This window comes from Sphingomonas sp. Leaf30, assembly GCF_001422525.1.
Taxonomy (GTDB): domain Bacteria; phylum Pseudomonadota; class Alphaproteobacteria; order Sphingomonadales; family Sphingomonadaceae; genus Sphingomonas; species Sphingomonas aerolata.
Map to the genome: position 1 here is coordinate 827856 of NZ_LMKZ01000018.1, position 22740 is coordinate 850595.

23 protein-coding genes and 1 tRNA gene are annotated in these 22740 nt (G+C 67.5%); 15 read left to right on the forward strand and 9 right to left on the reverse strand.

Annotated features, from left to right (window positions below; all coding sequences use genetic code 11):
• Positions 1–120 precede the first annotated feature (120 nt).
• Genes ASE89_RS17580 through ASE89_RS17590 form a run of 3 tightly spaced genes read left to right on the forward strand, consistent with a single transcriptional unit; the run spans position 121 to position 2574 of the window.
• On the forward strand, positions 121–834 hold the full coding sequence (locus tag ASE89_RS17580; RefSeq protein ID WP_056680268.1) for a ParA family protein: 714 nt from the start codon (positions 121–123) through the stop codon (positions 832–834).
• Positions 835–839: 5 nt separating this feature from the next.
• A complete protein-coding gene (locus tag ASE89_RS17585) occupies positions 840–1259 on the forward strand; it encodes a hypothetical protein (protein ID WP_082451731.1) in 420 nt (139 codons plus the stop codon).
• 19 nt (positions 1260–1278) lie between these two features.
• Positions 1279–2574 (forward strand): SPOR domain-containing protein, encoded by a 1296-nt coding sequence (locus ASE89_RS17590; protein ID WP_056680274.1) that lies wholly within the window; start codon positions 1279–1281, stop codon positions 2572–2574.
• A gap of 31 nt (positions 2575–2605) precedes the next feature.
• Here the strand turns inward: ASE89_RS17590 and ASE89_RS17595 are convergent, their stop codons facing one another.
• Together ASE89_RS17595 and ASE89_RS17600 are read right to left on the reverse strand one after the other, a co-directional pair.
• Positions 2606–3823 (reverse strand): dihydroorotase, encoded by a 1218-nt coding sequence (locus tag ASE89_RS17595; protein ID WP_056680277.1) that lies wholly within the window; start codon positions 3821–3823, stop codon positions 2606–2608.
• Complete coding sequence (locus tag ASE89_RS17600) at positions 3820–4806, reverse strand: aspartate carbamoyltransferase catalytic subunit (RefSeq protein ID WP_056680280.1); 987 nt, start codon at positions 4804–4806, stop codon at positions 3820–3822. The genes ASE89_RS17595 and ASE89_RS17600 overlap by 4 nt, the downstream gene beginning before the upstream one ends.
• A gap of 121 nt (positions 4807–4927) precedes the next feature.
• Between ASE89_RS17600 and ASE89_RS17605 the strand changes: the two genes are divergently transcribed.
• On the forward strand, positions 4928–6469 hold the full coding sequence (locus ASE89_RS17605; RefSeq protein WP_056680283.1) for a hypothetical protein: 1542 nt from the start codon (positions 4928–4930) through the stop codon (positions 6467–6469).
• On the opposite strand, the gene ruvX is transcribed toward ASE89_RS17605, so the two are convergent.
• Positions 6466–6933 carry a Holliday junction resolvase RuvX gene (gene ruvX / locus ASE89_RS17610; protein WP_031396403.1) on the reverse strand — a complete coding sequence of 156 codons (468 nt, stop codon included), beginning with the start codon at positions 6931–6933 and terminating at the stop codon, positions 6466–6468. The genes ASE89_RS17605 and ruvX overlap by 4 nt on opposite strands.
• Positions 6930–8039, reverse strand: a complete 1110-nt coding sequence (locus ASE89_RS17615) for a DUF3089 domain-containing protein (protein WP_056680287.1) — start codon at positions 8037–8039, stop codon at positions 6930–6932. The genes ruvX and ASE89_RS17615 overlap by 4 nt, the downstream gene beginning before the upstream one ends.
• A gap of 127 nt (positions 8040–8166) precedes the next feature.
• On the opposite strand from ASE89_RS17615, the gene gatC reads away from it, so the two are divergent.
• From gatC to gatB, 4 genes are read left to right on the forward strand one after another with little or no spacing between them, the layout of a single operon-like run.
• A complete protein-coding gene (gatC, locus tag ASE89_RS17620; RefSeq protein WP_031396405.1) occupies positions 8167–8469 on the forward strand; it encodes an Asp-tRNA(Asn)/Glu-tRNA(Gln) amidotransferase subunit GatC in 303 nt (100 codons plus the stop codon).
• Positions 8469–9953 (forward strand): Asp-tRNA(Asn)/Glu-tRNA(Gln) amidotransferase subunit GatA, encoded by a 1485-nt coding sequence (gene gatA / locus ASE89_RS17625; protein ID WP_056680292.1) that lies wholly within the window; start codon positions 8469–8471, stop codon positions 9951–9953. Before gatC ends, gatA begins: the two co-directional genes overlap by 1 nt.
• The gene (locus ASE89_RS17630; protein WP_031438974.1) at positions 9944–10363 is read left to right on the forward strand and encodes a hypothetical protein; all 420 of its coding nucleotides are present in this window, start codon (positions 9944–9946) and stop codon (positions 10361–10363) included. The genes gatA and ASE89_RS17630 overlap by 10 nt, the downstream gene beginning before the upstream one ends.
• Positions 10360–11841 carry an Asp-tRNA(Asn)/Glu-tRNA(Gln) amidotransferase subunit GatB gene (gene gatB / locus ASE89_RS17635; protein ID WP_056680294.1) on the forward strand — a complete coding sequence of 494 codons (1482 nt, stop codon included), beginning with the start codon at positions 10360–10362 and terminating at the stop codon, positions 11839–11841. Before ASE89_RS17630 ends, gatB begins: the two co-directional genes overlap by 4 nt.
• A gap of 279 nt (positions 11842–12120) precedes the next feature.
• On the opposite strand, the gene ASE89_RS17640 is transcribed toward gatB, so the two are convergent.
• From ASE89_RS17640 to ASE89_RS20890, 3 genes are read right to left on the reverse strand one after another with little or no spacing between them, the layout of a single operon-like run.
• Positions 12121–12789, reverse strand: a complete 669-nt coding sequence (locus tag ASE89_RS17640) for a retropepsin-like aspartic protease family protein (RefSeq protein WP_236701852.1) — start codon at positions 12787–12789, stop codon at positions 12121–12123.
• A gap of 60 nt (positions 12790–12849) precedes the next feature.
• Positions 12850–13068, reverse strand: coding sequence for a hypothetical protein (locus ASE89_RS17645; protein ID WP_056680297.1), 219 nt, complete (start codon positions 13066–13068; stop codon positions 12850–12852).
• A 2-nt stretch (positions 13069–13070) separates the two neighbouring features.
• Positions 13071–13226 carry a hypothetical protein gene (locus ASE89_RS20890; RefSeq protein WP_166747620.1) on the reverse strand — a complete coding sequence of 52 codons (156 nt, stop codon included), beginning with the start codon at positions 13224–13226 and terminating at the stop codon, positions 13071–13073.
• Between the two features lie 123 nt (positions 13227–13349).
• On the opposite strand from ASE89_RS20890, the gene ASE89_RS17650 reads away from it, so the two are divergent.
• The 7 genes from ASE89_RS17650 (at position 13350) to ASE89_RS17680 (ending at position 20561) form a co-directional block, all read left to right on the forward strand.
• Positions 13350–13434 (forward strand) — tRNA-Leu (locus ASE89_RS17650).
• A 69-nt stretch (positions 13435–13503) separates the two neighbouring features.
• The gene (gene tig / locus ASE89_RS17655) at positions 13504–15147 is read left to right on the forward strand and encodes a trigger factor (protein ID WP_031396411.1); all 1644 of its coding nucleotides are present in this window, start codon (positions 13504–13506) and stop codon (positions 15145–15147) included.
• A 210-nt stretch (positions 15148–15357) separates the two neighbouring features.
• Positions 15358–16284 (forward strand): glycosyltransferase family 2 protein, encoded by a 927-nt coding sequence (locus tag ASE89_RS17660; RefSeq protein ID WP_056680300.1) that lies wholly within the window; start codon positions 15358–15360, stop codon positions 16282–16284.
• Positions 16285–16399: 115 nt separating this feature from the next.
• Positions 16400–17089 (forward strand): ATP-dependent Clp protease proteolytic subunit, encoded by a 690-nt coding sequence (locus tag ASE89_RS17665; protein ID WP_056680303.1) that lies wholly within the window; start codon positions 16400–16402, stop codon positions 17087–17089.
• Positions 17090–17197: 108 nt separating this feature from the next.
• Positions 17198–18463 carry an ATP-dependent Clp protease ATP-binding subunit ClpX gene (gene clpX, locus ASE89_RS17670; RefSeq protein WP_031396414.1) on the forward strand — a complete coding sequence of 422 codons (1266 nt, stop codon included), beginning with the start codon at positions 17198–17200 and terminating at the stop codon, positions 18461–18463.
• Positions 18464–18667: 204 nt separating this feature from the next.
• A complete protein-coding gene (locus tag ASE89_RS17675; RefSeq protein ID WP_197975092.1) occupies positions 18668–19798 on the forward strand; it encodes a calcium:proton antiporter in 1131 nt (376 codons plus the stop codon).
• A 127-nt stretch (positions 19799–19925) separates the two neighbouring features.
• Complete coding sequence (locus tag ASE89_RS17680) at positions 19926–20561, forward strand: DUF4198 domain-containing protein (RefSeq protein WP_236701853.1); 636 nt, start codon at positions 19926–19928, stop codon at positions 20559–20561.
• A gap of 30 nt (positions 20562–20591) precedes the next feature.
• On the opposite strand, the gene ASE89_RS21330 is transcribed toward ASE89_RS17680, so the two are convergent.
• Together ASE89_RS21330 and ASE89_RS17690 are read right to left on the reverse strand one after the other, a co-directional pair.
• Positions 20592–20912, reverse strand: a complete 321-nt coding sequence (locus tag ASE89_RS21330; protein WP_236701854.1) for a hypothetical protein — start codon at positions 20910–20912, stop codon at positions 20592–20594.
• On the reverse strand, positions 20909–22645 hold the full coding sequence (locus ASE89_RS17690; protein ID WP_056680305.1) for a M1 family metallopeptidase: 1737 nt from the start codon (positions 22643–22645) through the stop codon (positions 20909–20911). The genes ASE89_RS21330 and ASE89_RS17690 overlap by 4 nt, the downstream gene beginning before the upstream one ends.
• Positions 22646–22740: the final 95 nt, after the last annotated feature.

Here is a 22740-nt window from a genome sequence, read left to right on the forward strand (position 1 = left end):
GCGCCGGTCGGGTGCGGGGGTGCGGCACGTCGTCGTAACGGCTTGGGAACCACGCGTTAACCGCTTCTTATCCGCTGGCATGGCATCGCGGGCCTTGGTTGACGAGACGTAAGGGGGCTTATGCGCGTTCTGGCGATGGCATCGCAGAAAGGCGGGTCGGGAAAGACGACTCTGTCCGGGCATCTCGCGGTACAGGCGGAGCGCGCCGGGCAGGGGCCGGTCGTGCTGATCGATATCGATCCGCAAGCGTCGCTGACCGACTGGTGGAACGAGCGCGAGGCGGGGGCGCCGGCGCTGGCGCAGACCACGGTCGCGCGGCTCGCCGCCGATCTCGAAATCCTTCGCCAGCAGGGGTTCAAGCTCGCGGTGATCGACACGCCGCCGTCGATCACGGTCGCGATCCAGACGGTGATTCAGATCGCCGAGCTGATCGTCGTCCCGACCCGGCCGAGCCCGCATGACCTGCGCGCGGTCGGCGCGACCGTCGATCTGTGTGATCGCGCGGGCAAGCCGCTGATCTTCGTCGTCAATGCCGCGACCCCCAAGGCGCGGATCACGGCCGAGGCGATCGTCGCGCTCTCTCAGCACGGCACCGTCGCGCCGATGACGATCCACCAGCGCACCGATTTCGCCGCTTCGATGATCGACGGCCGCACGGTCATGGAGGTCGATCCCAAGGGCAAGTCCGCGGCGGAGATCGAAGCGCTCTGGACCTATGTCACCGACCGGCTCGAAAAGAATTTCCGGCGCACGGTGTTCAGCGTGCCCAATGCAGGCGCGGGGTTCGGGCAGCGCGGGCCCGCGCCGGGCTTCGGCCGGCGGGTGGTCGGATGAGCGCGATGCCCGCCCGCCCGCCCGTTCAGCCGCATCCCGAATCGGCCGACGTGCCGAAGCCGCTGGGCTCGCTGTCGGCGTCGCTGCTGGCGCGCAAGGGCGACGCCCGCCCGGCGATGCGACCGCTCGCGCTCGGTACGGCCACGGTCGTGCCAGTTGAGGATGATGCCGCTCTTGTGACGTCGGTGACGCTAGCGACCGCACGCCGGATCGCGCGCGAGAGCGCAACCAGAACGCGCACCGGCAAGGCCGCCTTCACGCTCCGCCTCGACAGCGATCGTCATGTCCGGCTTCGACTCGCGAGTGCAATGACGCGGCATTCGTCGCAATACCTCGTGACGCTCGCGCTCGATGCCTTTCTTCAAAATCTGCCCGAGGTCGACGCGCTCGTTGCGCAGCTTCCCGTGACCAGGGCCCCGAAATGAACCGGTGGGATCATAGCCGATGACGACACGAATCCTTCTTTCGATGGGGCTGTCGGCCCTTGTTTTGGGTGGCACGATGGTCGGGTGCAGTGCGGGCGAGACCGGCCGCGGTCTCGCCTCGGCGAGCGATCGCAACGCCGATCTCGAGGCCAAGGCGGGCGCGGTGAACGCGCACCGTGCCGAGGTCGCGCTGGCCCGGCACGATGGCGGCGCCGCGGTCTATTTCGCGGAGGCGGCGGTGGCGATGATGCCGCAATCGGCGGCGTATCGGCTGCTGCTCGCACAGAGCTATCTCCAGGCGGGGCGGTTCACCTCGGCGCGGCAGGGGTTTGCCGATGTGCTGGCGCTGTCGCCGGCGGACGGGAAGGCGGCCCTCAACCTGGCGCTGACGCAGATCGCCGGTGGCGACACGCAGGGCGCGCGGGAGACGCTCGAACGCAACGCATCGATCATACCGCCGAGCGATCGGGGCCTCGCGCTGGCGCTGGCGGGCGATGCAGGCGGCGCGATCGGGCTGCTGACCGAGGTCGCACGCTCGTCCGAGAGCAATGCGAAGGCCCGGCAGAACCTCGCGCTCGCGCTCGCGCTGGCGGGCCAGTGGCAGGCCGCGCGCGTCGTCGCCGCCGCCGACCTCGCGCCGACCGAGGTCGATGCGAGGCTCGAACAATGGGCCCGTTTCGCACAGCCGACGACGTCATATGATCAGGTCGCCGGCCTGCTCGGCGTGCGCGCGATCGCCGATGCCGGCCAGCCCGCCGCGCTCGCGCTCAACCGCGCACCGCTCATGCCGACGGTCTCGCCGATCGAGGCGCTGGCCGCGGTCGAACGCAGCGCGCGTCCCGTCGCACTGGCCGAAGCGGGATCGGCTCTGGCCCCGTCGAGGATCACCTTCGCCGCGCCGCGCGAAGTCGTCCAGGCCCTGCCCGGCGGCATGCCGACGATGCTCGCCAGCCGCGGTGAGGGCGCCGTGCTGGCCGCGCGTGCGCAACGCGGCGTGCGCGCGATCCCGGCGGGGACGGGCGACTGGTATGTTCAGATCGGCGCCTATGACAATGCCGGCGTCGCCAAGGCCGCCTGGAGCCAGGCGACGCGTCGCTTCGACGGCTTCTCCGGCCGCCAACCCAACGGCATGGCGTTCCGGACGAATGGCGAGGCCTATTACCGCCTTTCGGTCGGCGGGTTTGGTCGCGACGAGGCGGACCAGGTCTGCCGGCGCTACCGCGCGACCGGCGGCGCGTGCTTCGTCCGGCAGGGGGCCGGCGACCAGATGGCGCAGTGGCTGCGCGGCGGCGGCGTCGAGGTCGCCACCCGCTGACTGACAGGCGAGATCCGGCGCGCGATGCCCGTCAGATCTCGCGGCCGCCTTTCCAGACGCGCAGTACCTTGCCCTGCACCGGCAGGCCGTCGAACGGCGTGTTGTTCGCGCTGGCGGCGAACGCGTCGCCAGTGATCTGCCACGGCGCCTGACCATCGAACAGCAGCAGATCGGCGGGCTTGCCGACCTCGAGCGTCCCGGTGTCGAGCCCGAGCACCGCGGCCGGGTTGCGGCTCAACAGTGTAAACAGCCGCGACAGCGTCACCCGTTCGTCGCGCACCAGCATCAGCGCGAGCGGCAGCAGCGTCTCGGCCCCCGCCATCCCGGCGCTCGAATCGGCGAAGGGCAGGCGCTTTTCCTCTGGTCCGCGCGGATCATGCGCCGAGCAGATCACGTCGATCGTGCCGTCGGCGACCGCCGCCAGCGCCGCCTGGCGATCGGTCTCCGCGCGTAATGGCGGCGAGAGATGCGCGAAGCTGCGGAAGTCGCTGACCGCGATGTCGGACAAATGGAGATGCGCGGGCGTGATGCCGCAGGTCACCGCCACGCCGCGACGCTTGGCGGCACGGATCAGGTCGAAGCCCGCGGCCGTCGTCACCTGGCGGATGTGAAGCCGTGCACCGGTGTCCTCGGCCAGCATCAGGTCGCGCGCGATCGCGAGCGCCTCGGCGATCGCGGGGGCGGCGGGCAGGCCAAGCCGGGTCGCAGTCTCGCCCGCGGTCGCCACGGCGCCCGCGGTCAGTCCGCCATCCTCGGCATGCGTGACGACCGCGATGTCGAGGTCGCGCGCATAGGCGAGCACGCGGTGCATCACGCCACTGTCGGCGATCCAGCCCTTGCCGGTGCCGACCGCGCGCGCACCCGCCGAGAGGCAGACCGCCATCTCGGCAAGGTCATCACCGGCGAGCGCCTGAGTCGCGGCGGCGATCGGGTGAATCCACAGGTCGGGCTTGCCGATCAGCGCGGCGCGCTGGACGATGCCGGGATCGTCGAGCACGGGCGACTGGTCGGGCATCAGCCCGACGCGGACGATCCCGCCCGCGCGGAACGCGGCCCGGTCTATCTTCGCCACGCCCAGATCGACGATGCCGGGGGCGAGCGTCTTGCCCGCGCAGTCGATCGTCTGCGCATCGGCGGGGATATCGACCAGCCCGGTCGCGACGACGACGCCGTCGCGGATCAGGAGATTGCCCTTGTTGACGCCGCCGACCGGGCAGACGAGCGTCGCATTGGTGAGCGCAAGGATCATGCCCAGCCCTCCACGCCGCGCGCCCGGCGGGTCAGCACGTCGAGGCACGCCATGCGGACCGCGACGCCCATCTCGACCTGCTCGGTGATCGCCGATCGGGCATGGTCGGCGACCGCCGAATCGATCTCGACGCCGCGGTTCATCGGCCCGGGGTGCATCACCAGCGCATCGGGCGCCGCGCGCGCGAGCCGTTCGAGCGTCAGGCCGTAGCGCATCCGGTATTCGCGCGTGGAGGGGACGTACGCGCCGTCCATCCGCTCGTTCTGCAGGCGCAACATCATGACCACGTCGGCGCCCTCCAGCGCGGCATCGAAATCGGTGAACGGGGTGACGCCCATCTTGTGGATTGCCGCGGGCATCAGCGTCGACGGCGCGCAGACGCGGACCTCGGCGGCGAGCGCGGTGAGTGCGAGGATGTTCGACCGCGCGACGCGGCTGTGCAGCACGTCGCCGCAGATCACGACGCGCTGCCCCGCGATCGATCCGCGCCGGCGGCGGATCGTCAGCGCGTCGAGCAGCGCCTGGGTCGGATGTTCGTGGCGGCCGTCGCCTGCGTTCAGGACGGGGCAGTCGACCTTGTCGGCGATCAGCCGCACCGCACCGCTCGCCATGTGGCGGATGACGATGACGTCCGCGCGCATTGCGTTCAGCGTCATCGCGGTGTCGATCAGCGTCTCGCCCTTCTTCACGCTCGACTGCGCGGCGTGCATGTTGACGACGTCGGCGCCGAGCCGCTTGCCCGCGATCTCGAACGACAGCAAAGTCCGCGTGCTGTTCTCGAAGAACGCGTTGATCTGTGTCAGGCCCGCGAGCCTTTTGTCGGGCGTCGCATGGGTGCGGTTCGCCTCGACCCAGGTTTCGGCCTCGTCGAGCAGGAACGCGATCTCGTGCGGCTGGAGCCCGTCGATCCCGGTCAGGTGCCGGTGCGGGAAAACGGCGCCGCCCTCGATGAGGGTGGCGGGGCGGTGATCTGAACGTTGCATCAAGCGCGCTGGGTAGTGCGGTGCAGCGGCGGGGGCAAGGTTTGGCTTCGTTCGCGTGCATGTGCGGGGCGAGGCACGCATGGTTAACCTCGCTTTAGTCGGGCTGTGGCAAGGGGGCGGCATGCACGGCCATCCTACCGATACTGGTGATACGACCCTGCGCCCGCGGTCGTGGTGGGAAACCGCATGGCTTGCCACCGCGCTCGTGCTCGTGACGGCGGTGCCTTTGCTGTGGCCGGCGCTACCGCCGCTCGGCGACCTGCCGGGGCATATGGGGCGCTGGCACATCGCGACCGCGTTGCCGAGCTCGCCCTATCTTGCCCGATATTATGCTTTTGACTGGTCGCTGATCCCCAATCTGGGGATGGATCTGCTGGTGCCCGCGTTGGCGCGCGTTTTCGGTCTCGAACCCGCCGCCAAGGTTGCCGTCATCGCCATTCCCATGCTGACGGCAACGGGACTCTTATGGGCGGCCCGTGAGGCGCATGGACGACTTCCACCCACCGCCATTTTCGTGCTGCCCCTTACCTATGCCTGGCCGTTCCAGTTCGGTTTCGTCAACTTCGCCTTGTCGCAGGCGCTGGCATTCTGCGCGCTGGCAGGGTCGATCCGGCTCGGCCGTCAGCGCCGTCTCGCAGTGCGCGCGGTCCTGTTCGGGCCGATCGGCGCGATGCTCTGGGCGACGCACAGTTTCGGCTGGGGCATGTTCGGGCTGATGGCAGCGGGCGCCGAGCTGGCGCGACAGCGCGAGACGGGGCGTGGATGGGGCGACGCGGTGCCGGGCGTGGTCTTGCAGTGCCTGCCGCTGACCCTTCCGATCGCGGCCATGATCATGGTTAGGCAACCGGGGGCCGAACTGGCGATTGACGGCTGGTTCGCATTGCCCGCGAAAACGGTGTACCTGCTGTCGATCCTGCGCGATCGCTGGGAGTGGTTCGATGTGGGGTCGTTGCTCGCGCCAGCCATACTCCTGTACGGCGCGGCGCGCAGCCCCAGGCTCGGCTTCACCCCACTGCTCGGCTGGCCCGCGGTCCTATGTTTGGTCGCGTTTCTCGCCTTGCCCCAGCGGATGATGGGCGGGGCGTATGTCGATATGCGGATGGCGCCTGCCGCACTGATGCTTGCGCTGATCGCGGTGGCGCCGGTCGCAGAGGCGCGGTTCGGTCGTGCGCTCGCGCTCGCCGGATTGCTCTTCTGCGCCTTGCGGCTCGGCGGGACGACGCTGAGCTTCGTCCTGCGCTCTGGCGAGCAGCAGAGCGAGCTGCGCGCGATCGCCGCGATGCCCCGCGGTGCGGCGATATTGTCGCTGGTCGCACGGCCCTGCAACAATGGGTGGAGCGAGCAGCGCACCGACCAGCTTCCTGGAATGGCGATCGTCCGCCGCGACGTGTTCACCAATTCGCAATGGGCGCTGGCCGGCCAGCAGTTGCTCAGGATCCGCTATGTCGAGGCCGAGCCCTATGCCCGGGATCCGTCGCAGAGCGTCTATGCGATGCACTGCGCGACGACGCCCTCCGGCTTCAACCGTGCGATCGCCCGGTTTCCTCGTACGGCGTTCACGCATGTCTGGACGCTGGGGTTTCCGCCAGGGGTGGCGCAGGCGAGCGACCTGCGCGTCGTGTGGACGAACGGCACGTCGACACTCTACCGCGTCGTCCGCTAGATCTGCGCGGTCACCAGCGCGTCGATCGCGCCCTGGAGGATATACGCCGCCGCCATCTTGTCGACCAGCTCGGCGCGCTTGGCGCGGCTGGCGTCCTGTTCGATCAGCGTGCGGGTGACCGCGACGGTCGACCAGCGTTCGTCCTGCAGCAGGATCGGCAACCCCATGTCCTTGAGGTTCTGCGCGAACGCCCGCGTCGATTGCGAGCGCGGGCTTTCGCTGCCGTCGAGGTTGATCGGCAGGCCGATGACGAGCCCGACGACCTTCTGCGCCGCGATCATCTCGGCGAGCGCGGCCTTGTCCTTCTGGAACTTGGTGCGGCGGATCAGCAGCGCGGGGCTCGCGAAGCTCCAGCCGGCATCGCACAGCGCGGTGCCGATCGTCTTGGTGCCGACGTCGAGGCCGATCAGCCGTCCGCCATTAGGGAGCGCATCACGGAACTGCGCGGGGGAGAGCGTGATCATCGCGTGAACGCCGCAAGACGGCGGTTGGCGTCCGCGCGCACATTCGCCCAGAACAGCGGATAGTCGTACACGTGGTAGTTGTTCCCGGGGAGCACGTAAGGCCCGAGATCGGGGCCCTCACCGATCAGCAGGATACCCCGGTCGCCGCAGCGCGCGGGCACGTTGCCGACCGACAGCGTCGCGCTCGACAGGTCGGCGGAGGGGACCAGCGTGCCGAGATTGGCGGTCGCGGGCGCGCTGGCATCGGCGGTGCCGGTCACCGGGTTGGTGCAGATCATCGGCGTGCCCTTGCGCGGCTGCCCGTCGAACCCCGTGGTCCGGTCATAGGTCTCGACGACCAGCGACGGATCGGCGGGCTCGGAAAAGCTTTCCCACGACAGGACGCAGCCGGTCTGGTCGGCGGTGCGGCATTCGGCCAGGCCCATCCGCGGCAGGTCGGTGACGCGCGAGACCGGCCAGCCGACGACATAGGCCGCGACGATCCGTGCCTGCAGTTTCGGGTCGGTCGCGATCCGGTCACGCAGCAGCCGGGTGAGGTGGAGCGCGCCTTGGCTGTGTCCGGCGAGGATGATCGGGCGGGTCGGGCCGGCTTCCTTGAGGAACCGGTCGAACGCGGCGGTGACGTCGCCGTATGCGAGCGCGAGCGCGCGTTCGCTGTCGGCCTCGCTGGTCAGGAACGCGCCGAACGTCGCCTGGCGATAGCGCGGCGCCCAGATGTCGCCCGCGCCGTTGAACGCGCTCGCTTGGCCGCGCAGGAACAGTTCGGCACGCGCATTGGTCTCGGGATCGTCGATCGGCGCGTTCCAGTGGTCGCGGCTGATGTACGAGGTCGGGTGGATGAAGAAGATCGCCGCGCCCGTTCCCGGGGTGCCGGGTGCATAGCCTTCGGGTGTCCAGAGCGCGGGGTTGCCGGGACGGTCGGGACGCGCGAGCCACAGGATCTTGCGCGCATAGATGTTCGCGGGCGCCTTGCGCTGCGCCTGGAACGTCTCGCTCGGGACCATAGCGATCCGCATCAGCTCGGTCCCGAACAGGCGATAGGCGAGCAGCGCGGCGATCGCGAGGACGATCATCGCGGTGACGAAATAGAGAAACTTGCGGGCCAAGCGGGACCTTCCGTGCAGGCGGTGGCGTCCCCGTGCCGCATGCGCGGCGCGGTTGCAACGGGTGCGTTTCCGCGGGGGAACACGAAGGGTGTTGCGCGCTCGCGCCGCGCGGTGCTAGCCGAGCGCCATGTCCGTAGATACTGCAACCGTGAAGCGGATCGCGAGCCTTGCGCGCATCGCGATCACCGACGAGGACGCCGCCCGCATGGCGCCGGAACTCGGAAACATCCTTGGCTGGATCGAGATGCTGGGCGAGGTCGATACGACCGGCGTCGAGCCGATGACCGCCGTCATCCCCAACACGCTGCGGCTGCGCGACGACGTCGTCAACGCCGACCCGCTGACCGGTGGCAATATCCGCGAGCAGGTCCTGGCCAACGCCCCCGTGGCAGAGCACGGCTTCTTCGCCGTGCCCAAGGTGATCGAATAATGACCGACCTTACCGATCTCGGCATCGCCGGCATCCGCGACGGCGTGCGCGACGGCAGCTTTTCGGCGCGCGACGTCGCCGACGCGTTCATCGTCAAGGTGAGTCAGGCCAAGGCGCTCAACGCGTTCCTGGTCGAGACGCCCGAGCATGCGATCGCCGCCGCCACCGCCGCCGATACTGCACGCGCCGCCGGCGATACGCTCAAGCCGCTGGCCGGCGTGCCGATCGGCATGAAGGACCTGTTCTGCACCAAGGGCGTCACGACGACCGCGGCGAGCCATATCCTCGAAGGCTTCACGCCGACCTATGAGTCGACCGTCTCGCAGAATCTGTGGGATGCGGGCGCGGGGATGCTCGGCAAGCTGAACATGGACCAGTTCGCGATGGGCTCGTCGAACGAGACCTCCGCGTTCGGCAACGTGATTAGCCCCTGGAAGCGCAACGACGGCGGTAATGCCGCGCTCGCACCCGGCGGGTCGTCGGGCGGTTCGTCTTCGGCAGTCGCCGCGCGGCTGTGCCCCGGCGCGACCGGCACCGACACCGGCGGCTCGATCCGTCAGCCCGCCGCCTTCACCGGTATTTCGGGCATCAAGCCGACCTATGGCCGCTGCTCGCGCTGGGGGACGATCGCGTTCGCCTCGTCGCTTGACCAGGCGGGGCCGATGGCGCGTGACGTCCGCGACTGCGCGATCCTGCTCGAGGCGATGGCCGGGTTCGATGCGAAGGACGGCACCTCGCTTCAGCTCGACGTGCCGAAATGGGAGGCGGGTCTGTCGGCCAGCCTCGCGGGCCTGCGCGTCGGTATCCCCAAGGAATACCGGGTCGACGGCATGCCCGAGGAGATCGAGGCACTCTGGCAGAAGGGCATCGACTGGCTGAAGGATGCCGGCGCGACGATCGTCGAGGTCTCGCTCCCGCACACCAAATACGCGCTGCCCGCCTATTACATCATCGCGCCGGCCGAGGCGTCGTCGAACCTCGCGCGCTATGATGGCGTGCGCTACGGCATCCGCGACCTGCCGGCCGGATCGGGCTTGCAGGACATGTACGCGGCGACGCGCGCCGACGGTTTCGGCCCCGAGGTGAAGCGCCGCATCATGATCGGCACGTACGTGTTGTCGGCCGGCTACTACGACGCCTATTATACGCAGGCGCAGAAGATCCGGACGCTGATCGCGCGCGATTTCGAAGAGGCGTGGGAGACGTGCGACGTCCTGCTCACCCCGACCGCACCATCGGCGGCGTTCGCGCTCGGCGAGAAGTCGGCCGATCCGATCGCGATGTACCTGAACGACGTCTTCACCGTGCCGTCATCGCTCGCGGGTCTGCCCGCGATGTCGGTGCCGGGTGGTCTCGACAAGCAGGGTCTGCCGCTGGGCTTGCAGATCATCGGCAAGCCGCTCGACGAACAAGGCGTGCTGAACGCAGGGCTCGCGATCGAACAGCGGGCGGGGTTCACCGCCCGGCCCGAGGCGTGGTGGTAACCGATCGCGCCTTCGTCACGCGCAACGTCGCCGTGCTGCGCGAGGCGCAGAACGCGCTCAACGTTGCGTTCGGGGCGATCCTCAGCGCCTATGTCGGCGTGTCGCTGACCGAGATCGACAACCGGCCGTTCGATCACGCCGTACTCGCACGCTTCTTTCTCGGGCTCGCGGTGTTCATCCTGTGCCTGTGCGTCGGCAACAGCGTGATCCTGCGCGGCGATTACCGGCTGGGCGCGGTGTTCCTGGTGCTGGCCGGCGGTGCCGCCGCGGCCGCGCATCACGAGGCGCTGGTGCTCGGTTTCGAGGGCGCGATCCTGCGTATTCTTTCGGCGTGCTGGGTGGTCGGCCTGCTCGGCAGCAACGCGGCACTGACCGCGATCAACTATATTCATCATCGGAACCGGATATGAGCGACTATCGCATTCAGGGCGACACGGGCGAGTGGGAGGTCGTGATCGGCCTCGAGGTCCATGCGCAGGTGACGTCGAACGCCAAGCTGTTCTCGGGCGCGGCGACTGCGTTCGGGGCCGAGCCCAACACGCAGGTCAGCCTCGTCGACGCGGCGATGCCGGGGATGCTGCCGGTGCCGAACCGCGAGTGCATCCGCCAGGCGGTGCGCACCGGCATGGCGATCGAGGCGCAGATCAACAAATGGTCGCGGTTCGACCGGAAGAATTATTTCTACGCCGATCTGCCGCAGGGCTATCAGATCAGCCAGCTCTATCATCCGATCGTCGGCGAAGGCGCGATCGACATCAGCCTTGACGAGAAGAACCCTGACGCCGCGGGCAAGCGGATCGGCGTCGAGCGCATCCATGTCGAGCAGGATGCGGGCAAGCTGATGCACGACCAGCATCCGACCCAGTCCTATGTCGATCTCAATCGCTCGGGCGTCGCGCTGATGGAGATCGTGTCGAAGCCCGATCTCGCATCGCCGGCCGAGACGGGCGCGTACCTGCGCAAGTTGCGGTCGATCCTGCGTTATGTCGGATCGTGCGACGGCAACATGGAAGAGGGCTCGATGCGCGCCGACGTCAATGTCAGCGTTCGCAAGCCCGGCGACGAACTCGGCACGCGGACCGAGACGAAGAACGTCAATTCGGTGCGCTTCGTGATGGCGGTGGTCGAGCAGGAGGCCAGGCGCCAGGTGGAGGTGCTCGAGGCCGGTGGCAAGATCGTGCAGGAGACGCGGCTCTACGATCCCGATCGCAACGAGACGCGGTCGATGCGGTCGAAGGAAGACGCGCATGATTACCGCTACTTCCCCGATCCCGACCTGTTGCCGCTGGTGCTCGACGATGCGTTCCTCGAGGAATGCCGGGCGTCGCTGCCCGAACTGCCTGATGCGAAGCGCGCGCGGTATGAGGCGCTCGGGATCACCGCCTATCAGGCGACGGTGCTGACCGCCGAGGTCGAGGCGGCGCGCTGGTTCGACGCGCTGCTCGATGCGGGCGTGAAGCCGGCGGCGGCGGCGAACTGGACGACGTCGGAGCTGTTCGGTGCGCTCAACCGGACGGGCAGGGACATCGCCAACTCGCCGGTGTCGCCGGCGCAGGCAGCCGAACTGCTCGGGCTGGTCGCCGACGGTACGCTGTCGGGCAGTCTTGCCAAGCAGGTGTTCGAGGTGATGCTCGAGACCGGCGACGGCGCGGCCAAGGTCGTCGAGGATCGCGGGCTGAAGCAGACCAGCGACACCGGCGCGATCGAGAAGGTCATCGCCGAGGTGATGGCCGCGAATGCCGACAAGGTCGCGGATTACCGCGGCGGCAAGGACAAGCTGTTCGGGTTCTTCGTCGGCCAGACGATGAAGGCGATGGGCGGCAAGGCGAACCCGGCGGTGGTGAACGAGGTGCTGAAGAGCGCGCTCGGGGACTCGGTGGCGCCGTAAGCCCTGTTCTCCCGGTCTCTGTTCTCCCGCGAAGGCGGGAGTCCAGGGTAACCGCGCGCGACGCTGCTGGATTCCTGGGCCCCCGCCTTCGCGGGGGAACGGTAGGGGGCGGGTGTCCAGAAGCTCACCACCCCGGCGCAGGCCGGGGTCCAGTTGGGGGACGTTGCCGATCAGGCGCTGTGCACCGTTACTAAGACCTCTCCAATTGGACCCCGGCCTTCGCCGGGGTGGTGGTAGTTGGGAGGCTAGGGGCGAGAGCATGAGCCCAGGTCGGAAGCGTTACGCCGCCACCTTCTGCGGATGGTGCGGCACCAGGATCAGCACATTCTCCTCGACCCGCCACGATGCGAGTCGCGACAGGAAGTTCATCCCCAGCACGTTGGTGTCGCCGAACGCGGGCGACACCACCACCTGAAGGTCGCGGGCGACGATTGCGCCGAGCTTCAGTTCGCCGATCCGGCCCGACTGCGCGGGAATCGCACCATTGGCGGTCTGGAGCACGATCGGCACCACGCTCGTTCGCGCATCGATCCCCGCGGCGTCGGCCGTCTTCGTCGAAATCGCGGTGATCGTCGCACCGCTGTCGATCAGCAACCGGCGCTCGACCCCGTCGATCCGCGCCCGCGCCCAGAAATGGCCGTCGGGCGACATGCGGATCCGCACCTCGCCACCGACAACCGTCTGGTCCTCGATCCGCAGCAGCTTGGCGATCTTGCCGAGATAGGGATCGAACTGGCTGCGCTGGCCGATCGCGACGAAGAGCAGACCGACCAACGCGAGCGTCATCACGAGATTGACGAGCGTCCGGAGGATCGGGATCCGCTGCGCAAGGACGAAGACCAGCACCGCGACCCCGAGTGCCACGTACAGCGTCTGATGCTGGGCCAGGTCGGGGAGCAGCCCGAAAAGCGGGGTGCTGGCGGGCGTGGAAATGGGCGGTTCCTGCAAGAAGGGGGTGGACAGCCTGTGCTATCCACCCCCGCATTTATGGTTGCTGACCGGCGCGGCTTATTGCGCGTCCGAATCCTGGTTCTTGATCACGCCGCCGGTGCCGCCGACGCCGTCGGGCATGCCCGTCTTGGTGAACGTCTCGGGCTCGTCGCCGCCTTCGCCGCGTTCGACCGCGTCGGAGCGCGACTGTACCGCCTGCTCGATATCGCTGCGCGTGTCCGCGTCACGGTCCTCGGGGCGGGTTTTGGGATTGGTGCCCGCATGGGGATCGGCCATGATCAGAACTCTGGCTGGATGGGGGCGGGATCGGTCGAGGGCGCGCCCGGATCGGGAACGTCGATGTCCGGCGCGGGTGGATTGAACTCGGGCGGCGGCGTCGTCGGCTCGGCAGGCGACGAGGGCGTCGGGAATTCTGCTGGGGGTTGGGTAGCCATGATGCTCTCTCCTTCTTCTGCATCAACGCGCACGATCGTATCGAGTTGCCCACCGACTTACCTTGCGTGCTTGCCCCGGGATACAACGTTGGTATAGACGCGCCCGCTACGGCGATGTCCTGTGCGGGCGTGGCGGAACTGGTAGACGCAGCAGGTTTAGGTCCTGCCATCGCAAGATGTGGGGGTTCGAGTCCCTTCGCCCGCACCACTCCGCCGCACTGGCGGGGCGACCGCCAGATGAATTTTTCCCGAATGCTCTTTTAGACAAAGGCCGGACATGCAGACTGTCGAGACGTTGAACGAGGGCCTCAAGCGCGCCTACACCCTCACCATCACTGCGAAGGATATCGATTCGAAGGTCGATGTCGAGCTGAAGCGCCTCGCGCCGCAGATGAAGATGCCGGGCTTCCGTCCGGGCAAGGTGCCGGCAAACCTCATCCGCAAGATGCACGGCCCCGCGCTGACGCAGGACGCGCTGAACGCCGCGATCCAGGAAGGCGTGCAGAGCCTCGTCGCCGAAAAGCAGCTGCGTCCCGCGATGCAGCCCTCGGTCGAGCTGGAAGACGGCTATGACCTCGGCAAGGACGCGGTCGTCAAGGTCGAGATGGAGGTCTTGCCGCAGGTCCCCGCACCCGCGATCGACGGCCTGAAGCTTGAGCGCCTGACCGTGCCCGTCGCCGACGAGGCGGTCACCGAGCAGCTCCAGAAGTTCGCCGACCAGCAGAAGAAGTGGGACGACGCCGCTGACGACTACGTCGCGGCGATGGGCGATCTCGTCACCGTCGATTTCGTCGGCAAGACCGCCGATGGCGTCGCGTTCGACGGCGGCACGGGCACCGACATGGGCGTCGAGCTCGGTGCCGGGCGTCTGATCCCCGGTTTCGAGGATCAGCTCGTCGGCGTGAAGACCGGCGAGGAGAAGGTCCTGAACGTGACCTTCCCCGAGGAGTATCAGGAGAAGTCGCTCGCGGGTCAGCCGGCGACGTTCGACATCACCGTCAAGTCGGTCAAGACCGCAGGCGAGAGCAAGATCGACGAGGATCTTGCCAAGTCGCTCGGTCTCGAAAGCCTCGAGCAGCTTTCGGGCCTGCTCAAGGGTCAGATCGAGCAGGAGCATAACGGGCTCACGCGCACGCACATGAAGCGCAAGCTGCTCGATCAGCTCGCCGAGGGTCATGACTTCGAGGTTCCGCCGTCGATGGTGGAAGCCGAGTTCAATCAGATCTGGTCGCAGCTCCAGCACGAAGCCACGCACGAAGCCGATCCCGAGGCCGCAATGGCCGAGATGGAAGGCGAGCGCGACGATTACCGCAAGATCGCCGAGCGTCGCGTGCGCCTCGGCCTGCTCCTGTCCGAGATCGGCCAGGCGAACGGCGTCGAGGTGTCCAACCAGGAAATGCAGCGTCTGCTCGCACAGGCTGCGCAGCAGTATCCCGCCGAGCAGCGCCAGCAGTTCATGCAGTATGTCCAGTCCGAGCCGATGGCCGCCGCCCAGCTGCGCGCCCCGCTGTACGAGGACAAGGTCGTCGACTTCCTGTTCGAGAAGGCCGAGATCACCGACCGCGAAGCCACCCGCGAGGAGCTGGAAGCCGCGATCGAGAGCGAGGACGGTTTCGCCAGCGGCACGCACGTGCATGACCATGACAACCACAAGCCGAAGAAGAAGGCTGCCGCCAAGAAGAAGGCAGCACCTGCCGATGACGCAGCGGTGACGGACGAGGCGCCCGCTTCGGACGCCGCGGACGAAGCCAAGCCCGCCAAGAAGGCACCCGCCAAGAAGAAGGCGGCTCCGGTCGAGGCCGAGACGGCGGTGATGGAATCGTCGCCGGTCGCGGCTGAAAATGCCGAGGGCACCGAAGCTGCCGACGCGCCGGCCAAGAAGCCGCGCGCCAAGAAGGCTGCGACCAAGACCGAGGCGTAAGCCGATCGGAGTGCCTCGTCGCTGAGGCACTCCCCCGTTTTCGGGCCACTTCCCCGGCGGAGGCCGGGGTCCAGTTGGAAAGGTTGCTGTGACGGCGCGCAAAGCTTCGTTATGGACCTTCCCCAACTGGACCCCTGCCGCCGCCGGGGATTTGCGTTGATTGGAAGACGCGTTGATCGTTACGCCGTCTTCGACTGTACAGGGCAGGGCATGACCGAACCGAGAATCGCCGTCCTGCTGCCCTGCTACAACGAAGAGGCCGCGATCGCGCAGACGGTAGCGGGGTTCCGTGCCGCGCTGCCCGGCGCGACGATCTACGTCTACGACAACAACAGCGCCGACCGCACGGTCGCGGTCGCCCGCGCGGCGGGGGCCGTCGTCCGGACCGAACGCATCCAGGGCAAGGGCGCGGTCGTCCGGCGGATGTTCGCGGATATCGATGCCGACATCTATGTGATGGCGGACGGCGACGCGACCTATGACGCGGCATCCGCGCCCGCTTTGGTCGCGCGCGTGCTCGACGAGCAGCTCGACATGGTCGTCGGATCGCGGATCAGCCAGGTCCAGGAAAGCTATCGCCGCGGACACCGGTTCGGCAACGCGCTGCTCACGGGCATGCTCGCGCGGCTGTTCGGGCGCAGCTTCACCGATATCCTGTCTGGCTACCGCGTCTTCTCGCGGCGGTTCGTGAAGAGCTTCCCGTCACTGTCGGCGGGGTTCGAGATCGAAACCGAGATCAGCGTCCACGCGCTCGAACTCAAGATGCCGATCGGCGAGGTCGAGACGCCCTATTTCGCGCGGCCCGAGGGGTCCGAATCGAAGCTGAGCACATACGGCGACGGCTGGCGGATCCTGCGGACGATCATGACGCTGTACCGGATCGAGCGGCCCTTGTGGTTCTTCGGCGCGATCGGCGGGGCGTTCGCGCTGCTCGCACTGCTGCTCGGCATCCCGCTGGTGCTCACCTATCTCGAAATCCATCAGGTGCCGCGTTTCCCGACCGCGATCCTGATCACCGGGCTCGGCATCTTCGCGGCTTTGAACGTGTTCACGGGGCTGATCCTCGACACCGTCGTTCGCGGCCGTCGCGAGGTACGGCGGCTGGCCTACCTGGCCTACCCCGCGCCTGGCGTCTGACTCCCGCTCTCGGAAGGGGCGGGGGGTAGGTGGTTCTCCTGACGGGTAGCAGGGCTTGAACTCCCCCGTGCGAGCGCCGATGTTGGCGGTTCACTGGGGCATAAGAGAGATTTCCATGCACAATCCGTTCGAGACCGGCGATTTCGCGAGCCCGTTGGCCAGCGCCGGGCTCGGCCTGCAGCAGACGCAAGCAGGCCTTGTTCCCATCGTTATCGAGCAGTCGAACCGCGGTGAGCGCTCGTTCGACATCTTCTCGCGCCTGCTGCGCGAGCGCATCATCTTCGTGACGGGCGGCGTCGAGGACGGCATGGCCTCGCTGATCACCGCACAGCTGCTCTTCCTCGAGTCCGAGAACCCGAAGAAGGACATCTTCATGTACATCAACTCGCCGGGCGGTGTCGTCACCGCGGGCATGGCGATCCATGACACGATGCGGTATATCCGTCCGCGCGTCGGCACGGTGTGCATCGGCCAGGCCGCCTCGATGGGCAGCTTCCTGCTCGCGAGCGGTGAACCCGGCATGCGCGTCGCAATGACCAACGCACGGATCATGATCCATCAGCCATCGGGCGGTGCACAGGGCATGGCGAGCGACATCGAAATCCAGGCACGCGAGATCCTGCGCATCCGCAAGCGGATGAACGAGCTCTATTCGCATTATACCGGTCAGCCGATCGAGGAGATCGAACGCCGGATGGACCGCGACACCTTCCTCGAAGCGAACGAGGCGAAGGATTTCGGTCTGGTCGACGAGGTTTTCGACAAGCGTCCCGCCCCCGCGGACGACGCGGCGAAGCCTGCATAAGGCGAATCGTAAGCCTAGCGGGTTTATTTGATTGTAGGATATCCGGGGTGCGTTACGATGACCGCCCCGGAAACGGCACGCGCACCGACATGCGCGAGAGGTGATTGAATGACGAAGCTGAGCGGTGGCGACTCGAAGAGCACCCTCTATTGCTCGTTCTGCGGCAAGTCGCAGCACGAGGTGCGCAAGCTGATCGCCGGGCCGACGGTCTTCATCTGCGACGAGTGCGTCGAGCTATGCAACGACATCATCCGTGAGGAAACGAAGTCGGCGCTGGTGTCCAAGAAGGACGGCGGCGTGCCGACTCCGCAGGAGATCTGCGACGTCCTCGACGATTATGTGATCGGCCAGAAGCGCGCCAAGCGCGTCCTGTCGGTGGCGGTGCACAATCACTACAAGCGGCTCAACCACGGTGCCAAGGGTGCCGATGTCGAGCTGTCCAAGTCGAACATCCTGCTCGTCGGGCCGACCGGTTGCGGCAAGACGCTGCTCGCACAGACGCTCGCCCGCATCCTCGACGTGCCGTTCACGATGGCCGATGCGACGACGCTGACCGAAGCCGGCTATGTCGGTGAGGATGTCGAGAACATCATCCTCAAGCTGCTCCAGGCTTCCGACTATAATGTCGAGCGGGCGCAGCGCGGGATCGTCTATATCGACGAGATCGACAAGATCAGCCGCAAGGCCGAGAACCCCTCGATCACGCGCGATGTGTCGGGCGAGGGCGTACAGCAGGCGTTGCTCAAGCTGATGGAAGGCACCACCGCGAGCGTTCCGCCGCAGGGCGGTCGCAAGCATCCGCAGCAGGAATTCCTGCAGGTGGATACGACCAACATCCTGTTCATCTGCGGCGGCGCGTTCTCGGGTCTCGAAAAGATCATCGGCGATCGTCTGCAGGGCAAGTCGATCGGCTTCGGCGCCTATGTCGCCGGGCCGGACGAGCGCAAGACGGGCGAGACGCTGAAGTCGGTCGAGCCTGAGGATCTGCTCAAGTTTGGGCTCATCCCCGAGTTCGTCGGTCGTCTGCCGGTGATCGCGACGCTCGAGGATCTCGATGTCGACGCGCTGGTGAAGATTCTGAAGGAGCCGAAGAACGCACTGGTCAAGCAGTACCAGAAGCTGTTCGAGATGGAGGACGTCGCGCTCGGTTTCACCGACGACGCGCTGGTCTCGGTCGCCAAGAAGGGCATCGAACGCAAGACGGGTGCACGCGGGCTTCGCTCGATCCTCGAGAGCATCCTGCTCGACACGATGTTCGACCTGCCTGGCATGGACGGCGTCGACGAGGTGATGATCGACAAGGACGTGATCGAGGGCCGCAAGGAACCGATTCGTGTCTACGCCGAGAAGAAGAAGGCCGGCGACGCGGCCTGATCCGCGGCGATACTGGTGAGGAAGGGGCGTCGAGCGAGCGGCGCCCTTTTTTTGTTCCGGGAAGGCGCTTCATTGTCCGTCATCCTGACGAACGTGAGGATGACGGGGCGTGCGTTCGCGGCCGCGTGGGCGGTGGATCGTCAGCGGGACGGACCCTTATCGGGCGTCGGGCATTCGTTGTCTTAGTGCAACGAGGGAGACCGCATGACGATCGAAGTGGCTGAACAACCGAAGGTAACGGTGGTGGAGACGATGCCGGACCGGCTGGCATTGCCGGTCTGGACGCTGATCGCACCCGGCCTGGGGCTCGTCGCGGTGCTCTTCGGCCTCGCCAAGATGGGGTCGATCGGGACGGCGGCGGCGATCGTGGTGCTGATCGCCAGCGTGCTCGCCGCGGTCCATCATGCCGAAGTCATCGCGCACAAGGTGGGCGAGCCGTTCGGCACGCTCGTGCTCGCGATCGCGGTGACGGTGATCGAGGTGTCGTTGATCGTGTCGCTGATGCTGTCGGATGCCGGCGACGCCGCGGCACTCGCGCGCGACACGGTGTTCGCGGCGATCATGATCATCCTCAACTTCATCATCGGGCTCTGCCTGCTCGCGGGCGCGGTGCGGCATCACGAACAGCGTTTCACGTTGAAGGGGATGAGCGCGGCGCTGGGCGTGCTGGCGGCGATGTCGGTGCTGTCGCTGATCCTGCCCAACTACACCTCGTCGACGACCGGGCCGACCTATGCGCCGTCGCAATTGGTATTCGTCGCCATCGTCTCGCTGGTGCTCTACGGTACGTTCGTGCTGGTCCAGACGGTCCGTCACCGCGACTATTTCCTGCCCTCCGCCGAGGACCTTGAGACGCACGCGCACGCCGCCCCGCCATCGCAGCGCGCGACGGGAATCGCGTTCGGCATGCTGCTCGCCGCGCTGGTGTCGGTCGTCCTGCTGGCCAAGACGCTGTCACCGACGATCGAGGCCGCCGTGCTCGGCGCGGGCCTGCCGCTCGCAGTCGTCGGGGTGGTGATCGCCGCGCTGGTGCTCGCGCCCGAGAGTCTTGCCGCGTACAAGGCGGCGCGGCGCAACCGGTTGCAGACCAGCCTCAATCTTGCATTGGGCTCCGCGCTGGCGACGATCGGGTTGACGATCCCGAGCGTCGCGATCGTCTCGCTGGTGCTTGACCTGCCGCTTGCGCTGGGGATCGACGCCAAGGGGATGACGCTGCTCGCACTGTCGCTGTTCGTGGCGACGCTGTCGCTCGGCACCGGACGCACGACCGTGCTGCAGGGCGTCCTCCACCTCGTGATCTTCGCCGCCTATCTGTTCACGACGGTCGTGCCCTAGGGGCGCTTATCCGTCACCCACTCCGTCATCCTGACTTTCTTCAGGATGACGGCTGGGGTGGTATCCGCGAGTGACTTGCATTAGCATCACTTCAGCGGGTTTCGACCCAATAAGCGGGAGAGCGGATGTGAAGACGGCATGGATGGGCGCGGCGATGCTCGCGCTGATGGCAGCAGGCGCGGCGGATGCGCATGAGGTCTGGGTCGAGCGCGACGGCACAGGACCCGCGCGAATCTATCTCGGCGAGCCTGCCGAACCGATGCCCGCGGGCGGCGATCCCGAATTCGCCAATCTGAAGACGCCGCGCATCCTCGCCCGCCCGCAGGCGGAGCTGGTCCGCAAGGCCGGGTTCCTCGAGGCGCAGCTGCCCGCGGGTGACGTGCATGTCTGGGACGACGACGTGTTCGCGCCCTGGGGTGATCCGGGTAAGCGCGAGGGCATCATCTACTACGCGCGCGCCGGTCGTGCCGATCCGCGCACCAAATTGCCGTTCGAGATCGCACCCGCGACCGCGAACGGGACGCGCTTCGTCCTGACGCGCGAGGGGAAGCCGGTCGCGGGCGCGAAGGTCACGCTGATCTCGCCGACGCGCGTCTCGACCGAACTGGTCACCGATGGCGCGGGTGCGATCACGCCGCCGCTCGTCGAGAAGGGCCGCTACCTGCTGTCCGCCGCCGCCAAGGATATGACCGAGCACAGCCTGCCGCGCGGGCCGGTGACGACGCTCCACCGGATCACGACGACCAGCTTCACGCTCCCCTGAGACCGCGCGCCGGCTTCGCCGCCGGTCGCGTCAGCGCGCGCGTTGCCGGGCGGCGAGCGCGATGCCCGCGGCGATCTGGACGACGGCATAGAGGCGGCGGCGGCCCGGGCGGTCGACGAACGGCTGGACCAGCGCCTCGGTGCCGAGCGCGCCCTCCTTCCACAGATCGACGTGGCGCCGCGGCTGGAGCAGCCCGAGCAGCCCGTCGCCGACCATGAAGATCGCCGCCATCTCCGCGGCGCGGGCGGGCCACAGGTTCTCCAGCGCACGCAGGAGCCCAGGATCGGGCGCGGCGACGGTTGCGGCTGCTGGGCCTCCGCTTTCGCGAGGGACCGGGGATGCGTCGGTCATTGCGGTTTCGCCTTCGCTGCCTGTGCGGATTTCCACGCGGCCACCTCCTCGAGCGCGATGCTCCGGCGCAGGACCAGCGCATCGGGGTCGACCACGACATGCGCGCCCTTCGGCACGGCAAGCGTCGCGGTACCCGTCGTCATCGGCAGCGTCCGCGTCTTGCCGTCGACCTGCACCTCGACCGGCAGCGGGAAGCGGCCATTCCCCGGCACCTTCCACGCCAGCGTCAGCATGGTGCCGGTGCGCGTCTCGATCAGCTCGGGCAGCGCCGCCTGGCGGAGATAGACGTCGAAGAACCAGCCATAATCCTTGCCGGTGACGCGGCGGACGATCGCCTCATATTCTTTGGTCGAGCCGAAGCGGGGGGTGAAGTTGCCGGGCTTCGGATCGGGACGGCCATAGACTGCGCGGCGCGTCACGTCGAAAAAGGCGGTGTCACCGATCAGGTTGCGCAGCGTGTGCAGCATCCACGACCCCTTGTTGTAGATGTCCTGCCCGGCGCCGCCCTTGTCGAGCTCGTACACCTCCTCCTCGGTGGTGATTCGCTGCTGGGTCATCGGCATGCGGTTCATGATCGCCCCGCGTTCACCCTGCAGCATCGTCGCATAGCGCGCGCGCCCCTCGCGCCACTGACCGTACAGCGGCTGCATGTAGGTGCCATAGCCCTCGTGCAGCCAGTAATCGTCCCAGTTGGCGGCGGTCAGCTGGTTGCCGAACCATTCATGCGCGAACTCGTGCTGGAACAGCCAGTCAAACCCCTCGGGTGCCTTGGCATAGTCGTTGCCGTAGGCGTTGATCGTCTGGTGCTCCATGCCCTTGTGCGGGGTCTCGACGACGCCGAGCTTCTCGTCGCCGAACGGGTAGGGGCCGATCATGCTCTCGAAGAAGTCGAGCGTCGGCGCGAATTCGGCGAACAGCTTTTCCGCCTGCGGCTTCTCGCCGGGCAGATACCAGTAAAACATCGGAATGCTGTTGCCGAAGCGGCTCTTATAGGTGCCGCGGACCTCCTCATACGGCCCGACGTTGAGCGCGATACCATAGGTGTTGGGGTGCTTGGCGCGCCAGTTCCAGGTGGTGCGACCGTCGGCGAACGTGTCGACGCCGACCAGCACGCCGTTCGACGGCGCCTTCAGCCCCTTGGGCACGGTGATGTGGAGATCGACCAGCGCAGGCTCGCCGGTCGGGAAGTCGAGGCACGGCCAGAACAGGTCGCAGCCATAGCCCTCCGCCGTCGTCGCGAACCAGGTGCGCCCGTCGGGGGTCTTCGACCAGACCATGCCGTCGTCCCACGGCGCCTTCACCGCGACATGCGGCGTGCCCCCATAGGTGATCGTCGCGGTCACCTTCCCGCCCGCCGGCACCGGCCGGGGCAGCGTGATGGTCAGCCGCCCCTCCGGATTGGTCCAGGCGGAGGCTGGCAGCGCGACGCCGTCGATCGCGATGGCGCTCACCGGCAGGTTGCGGTCGAGATCGATCGGCAGCCGCGCGACCGGCGCCCGCGCGGTGAAGCGCAGCGTCGCGACGCCGTTCAGCCGCTGCGCATCGGGCAGCACCTCGAAGGCGAGATCGGCATGGTCGAACTGCAGCGCGGTCTGTTCGGGGGTGAGCACGCCCCCCGAACGCTGCGTCTGCGCGGTGATCGCGGGTTCGCCCTTGCGCGGCAGCTGCGCGGAAGCCGGGGGGATGGCGAGCAGCGCGGTGCAGCTGGCGGCGAGGAGGAGGCGCGGGATCATGCGGCGCGTTGTTGCGCGGCGGTCGGATCGATACAAGAGCGATAGGCGCACCCATGATAGGACGGCATGGTGTGACGGAGTCCCGGACCGTGTGT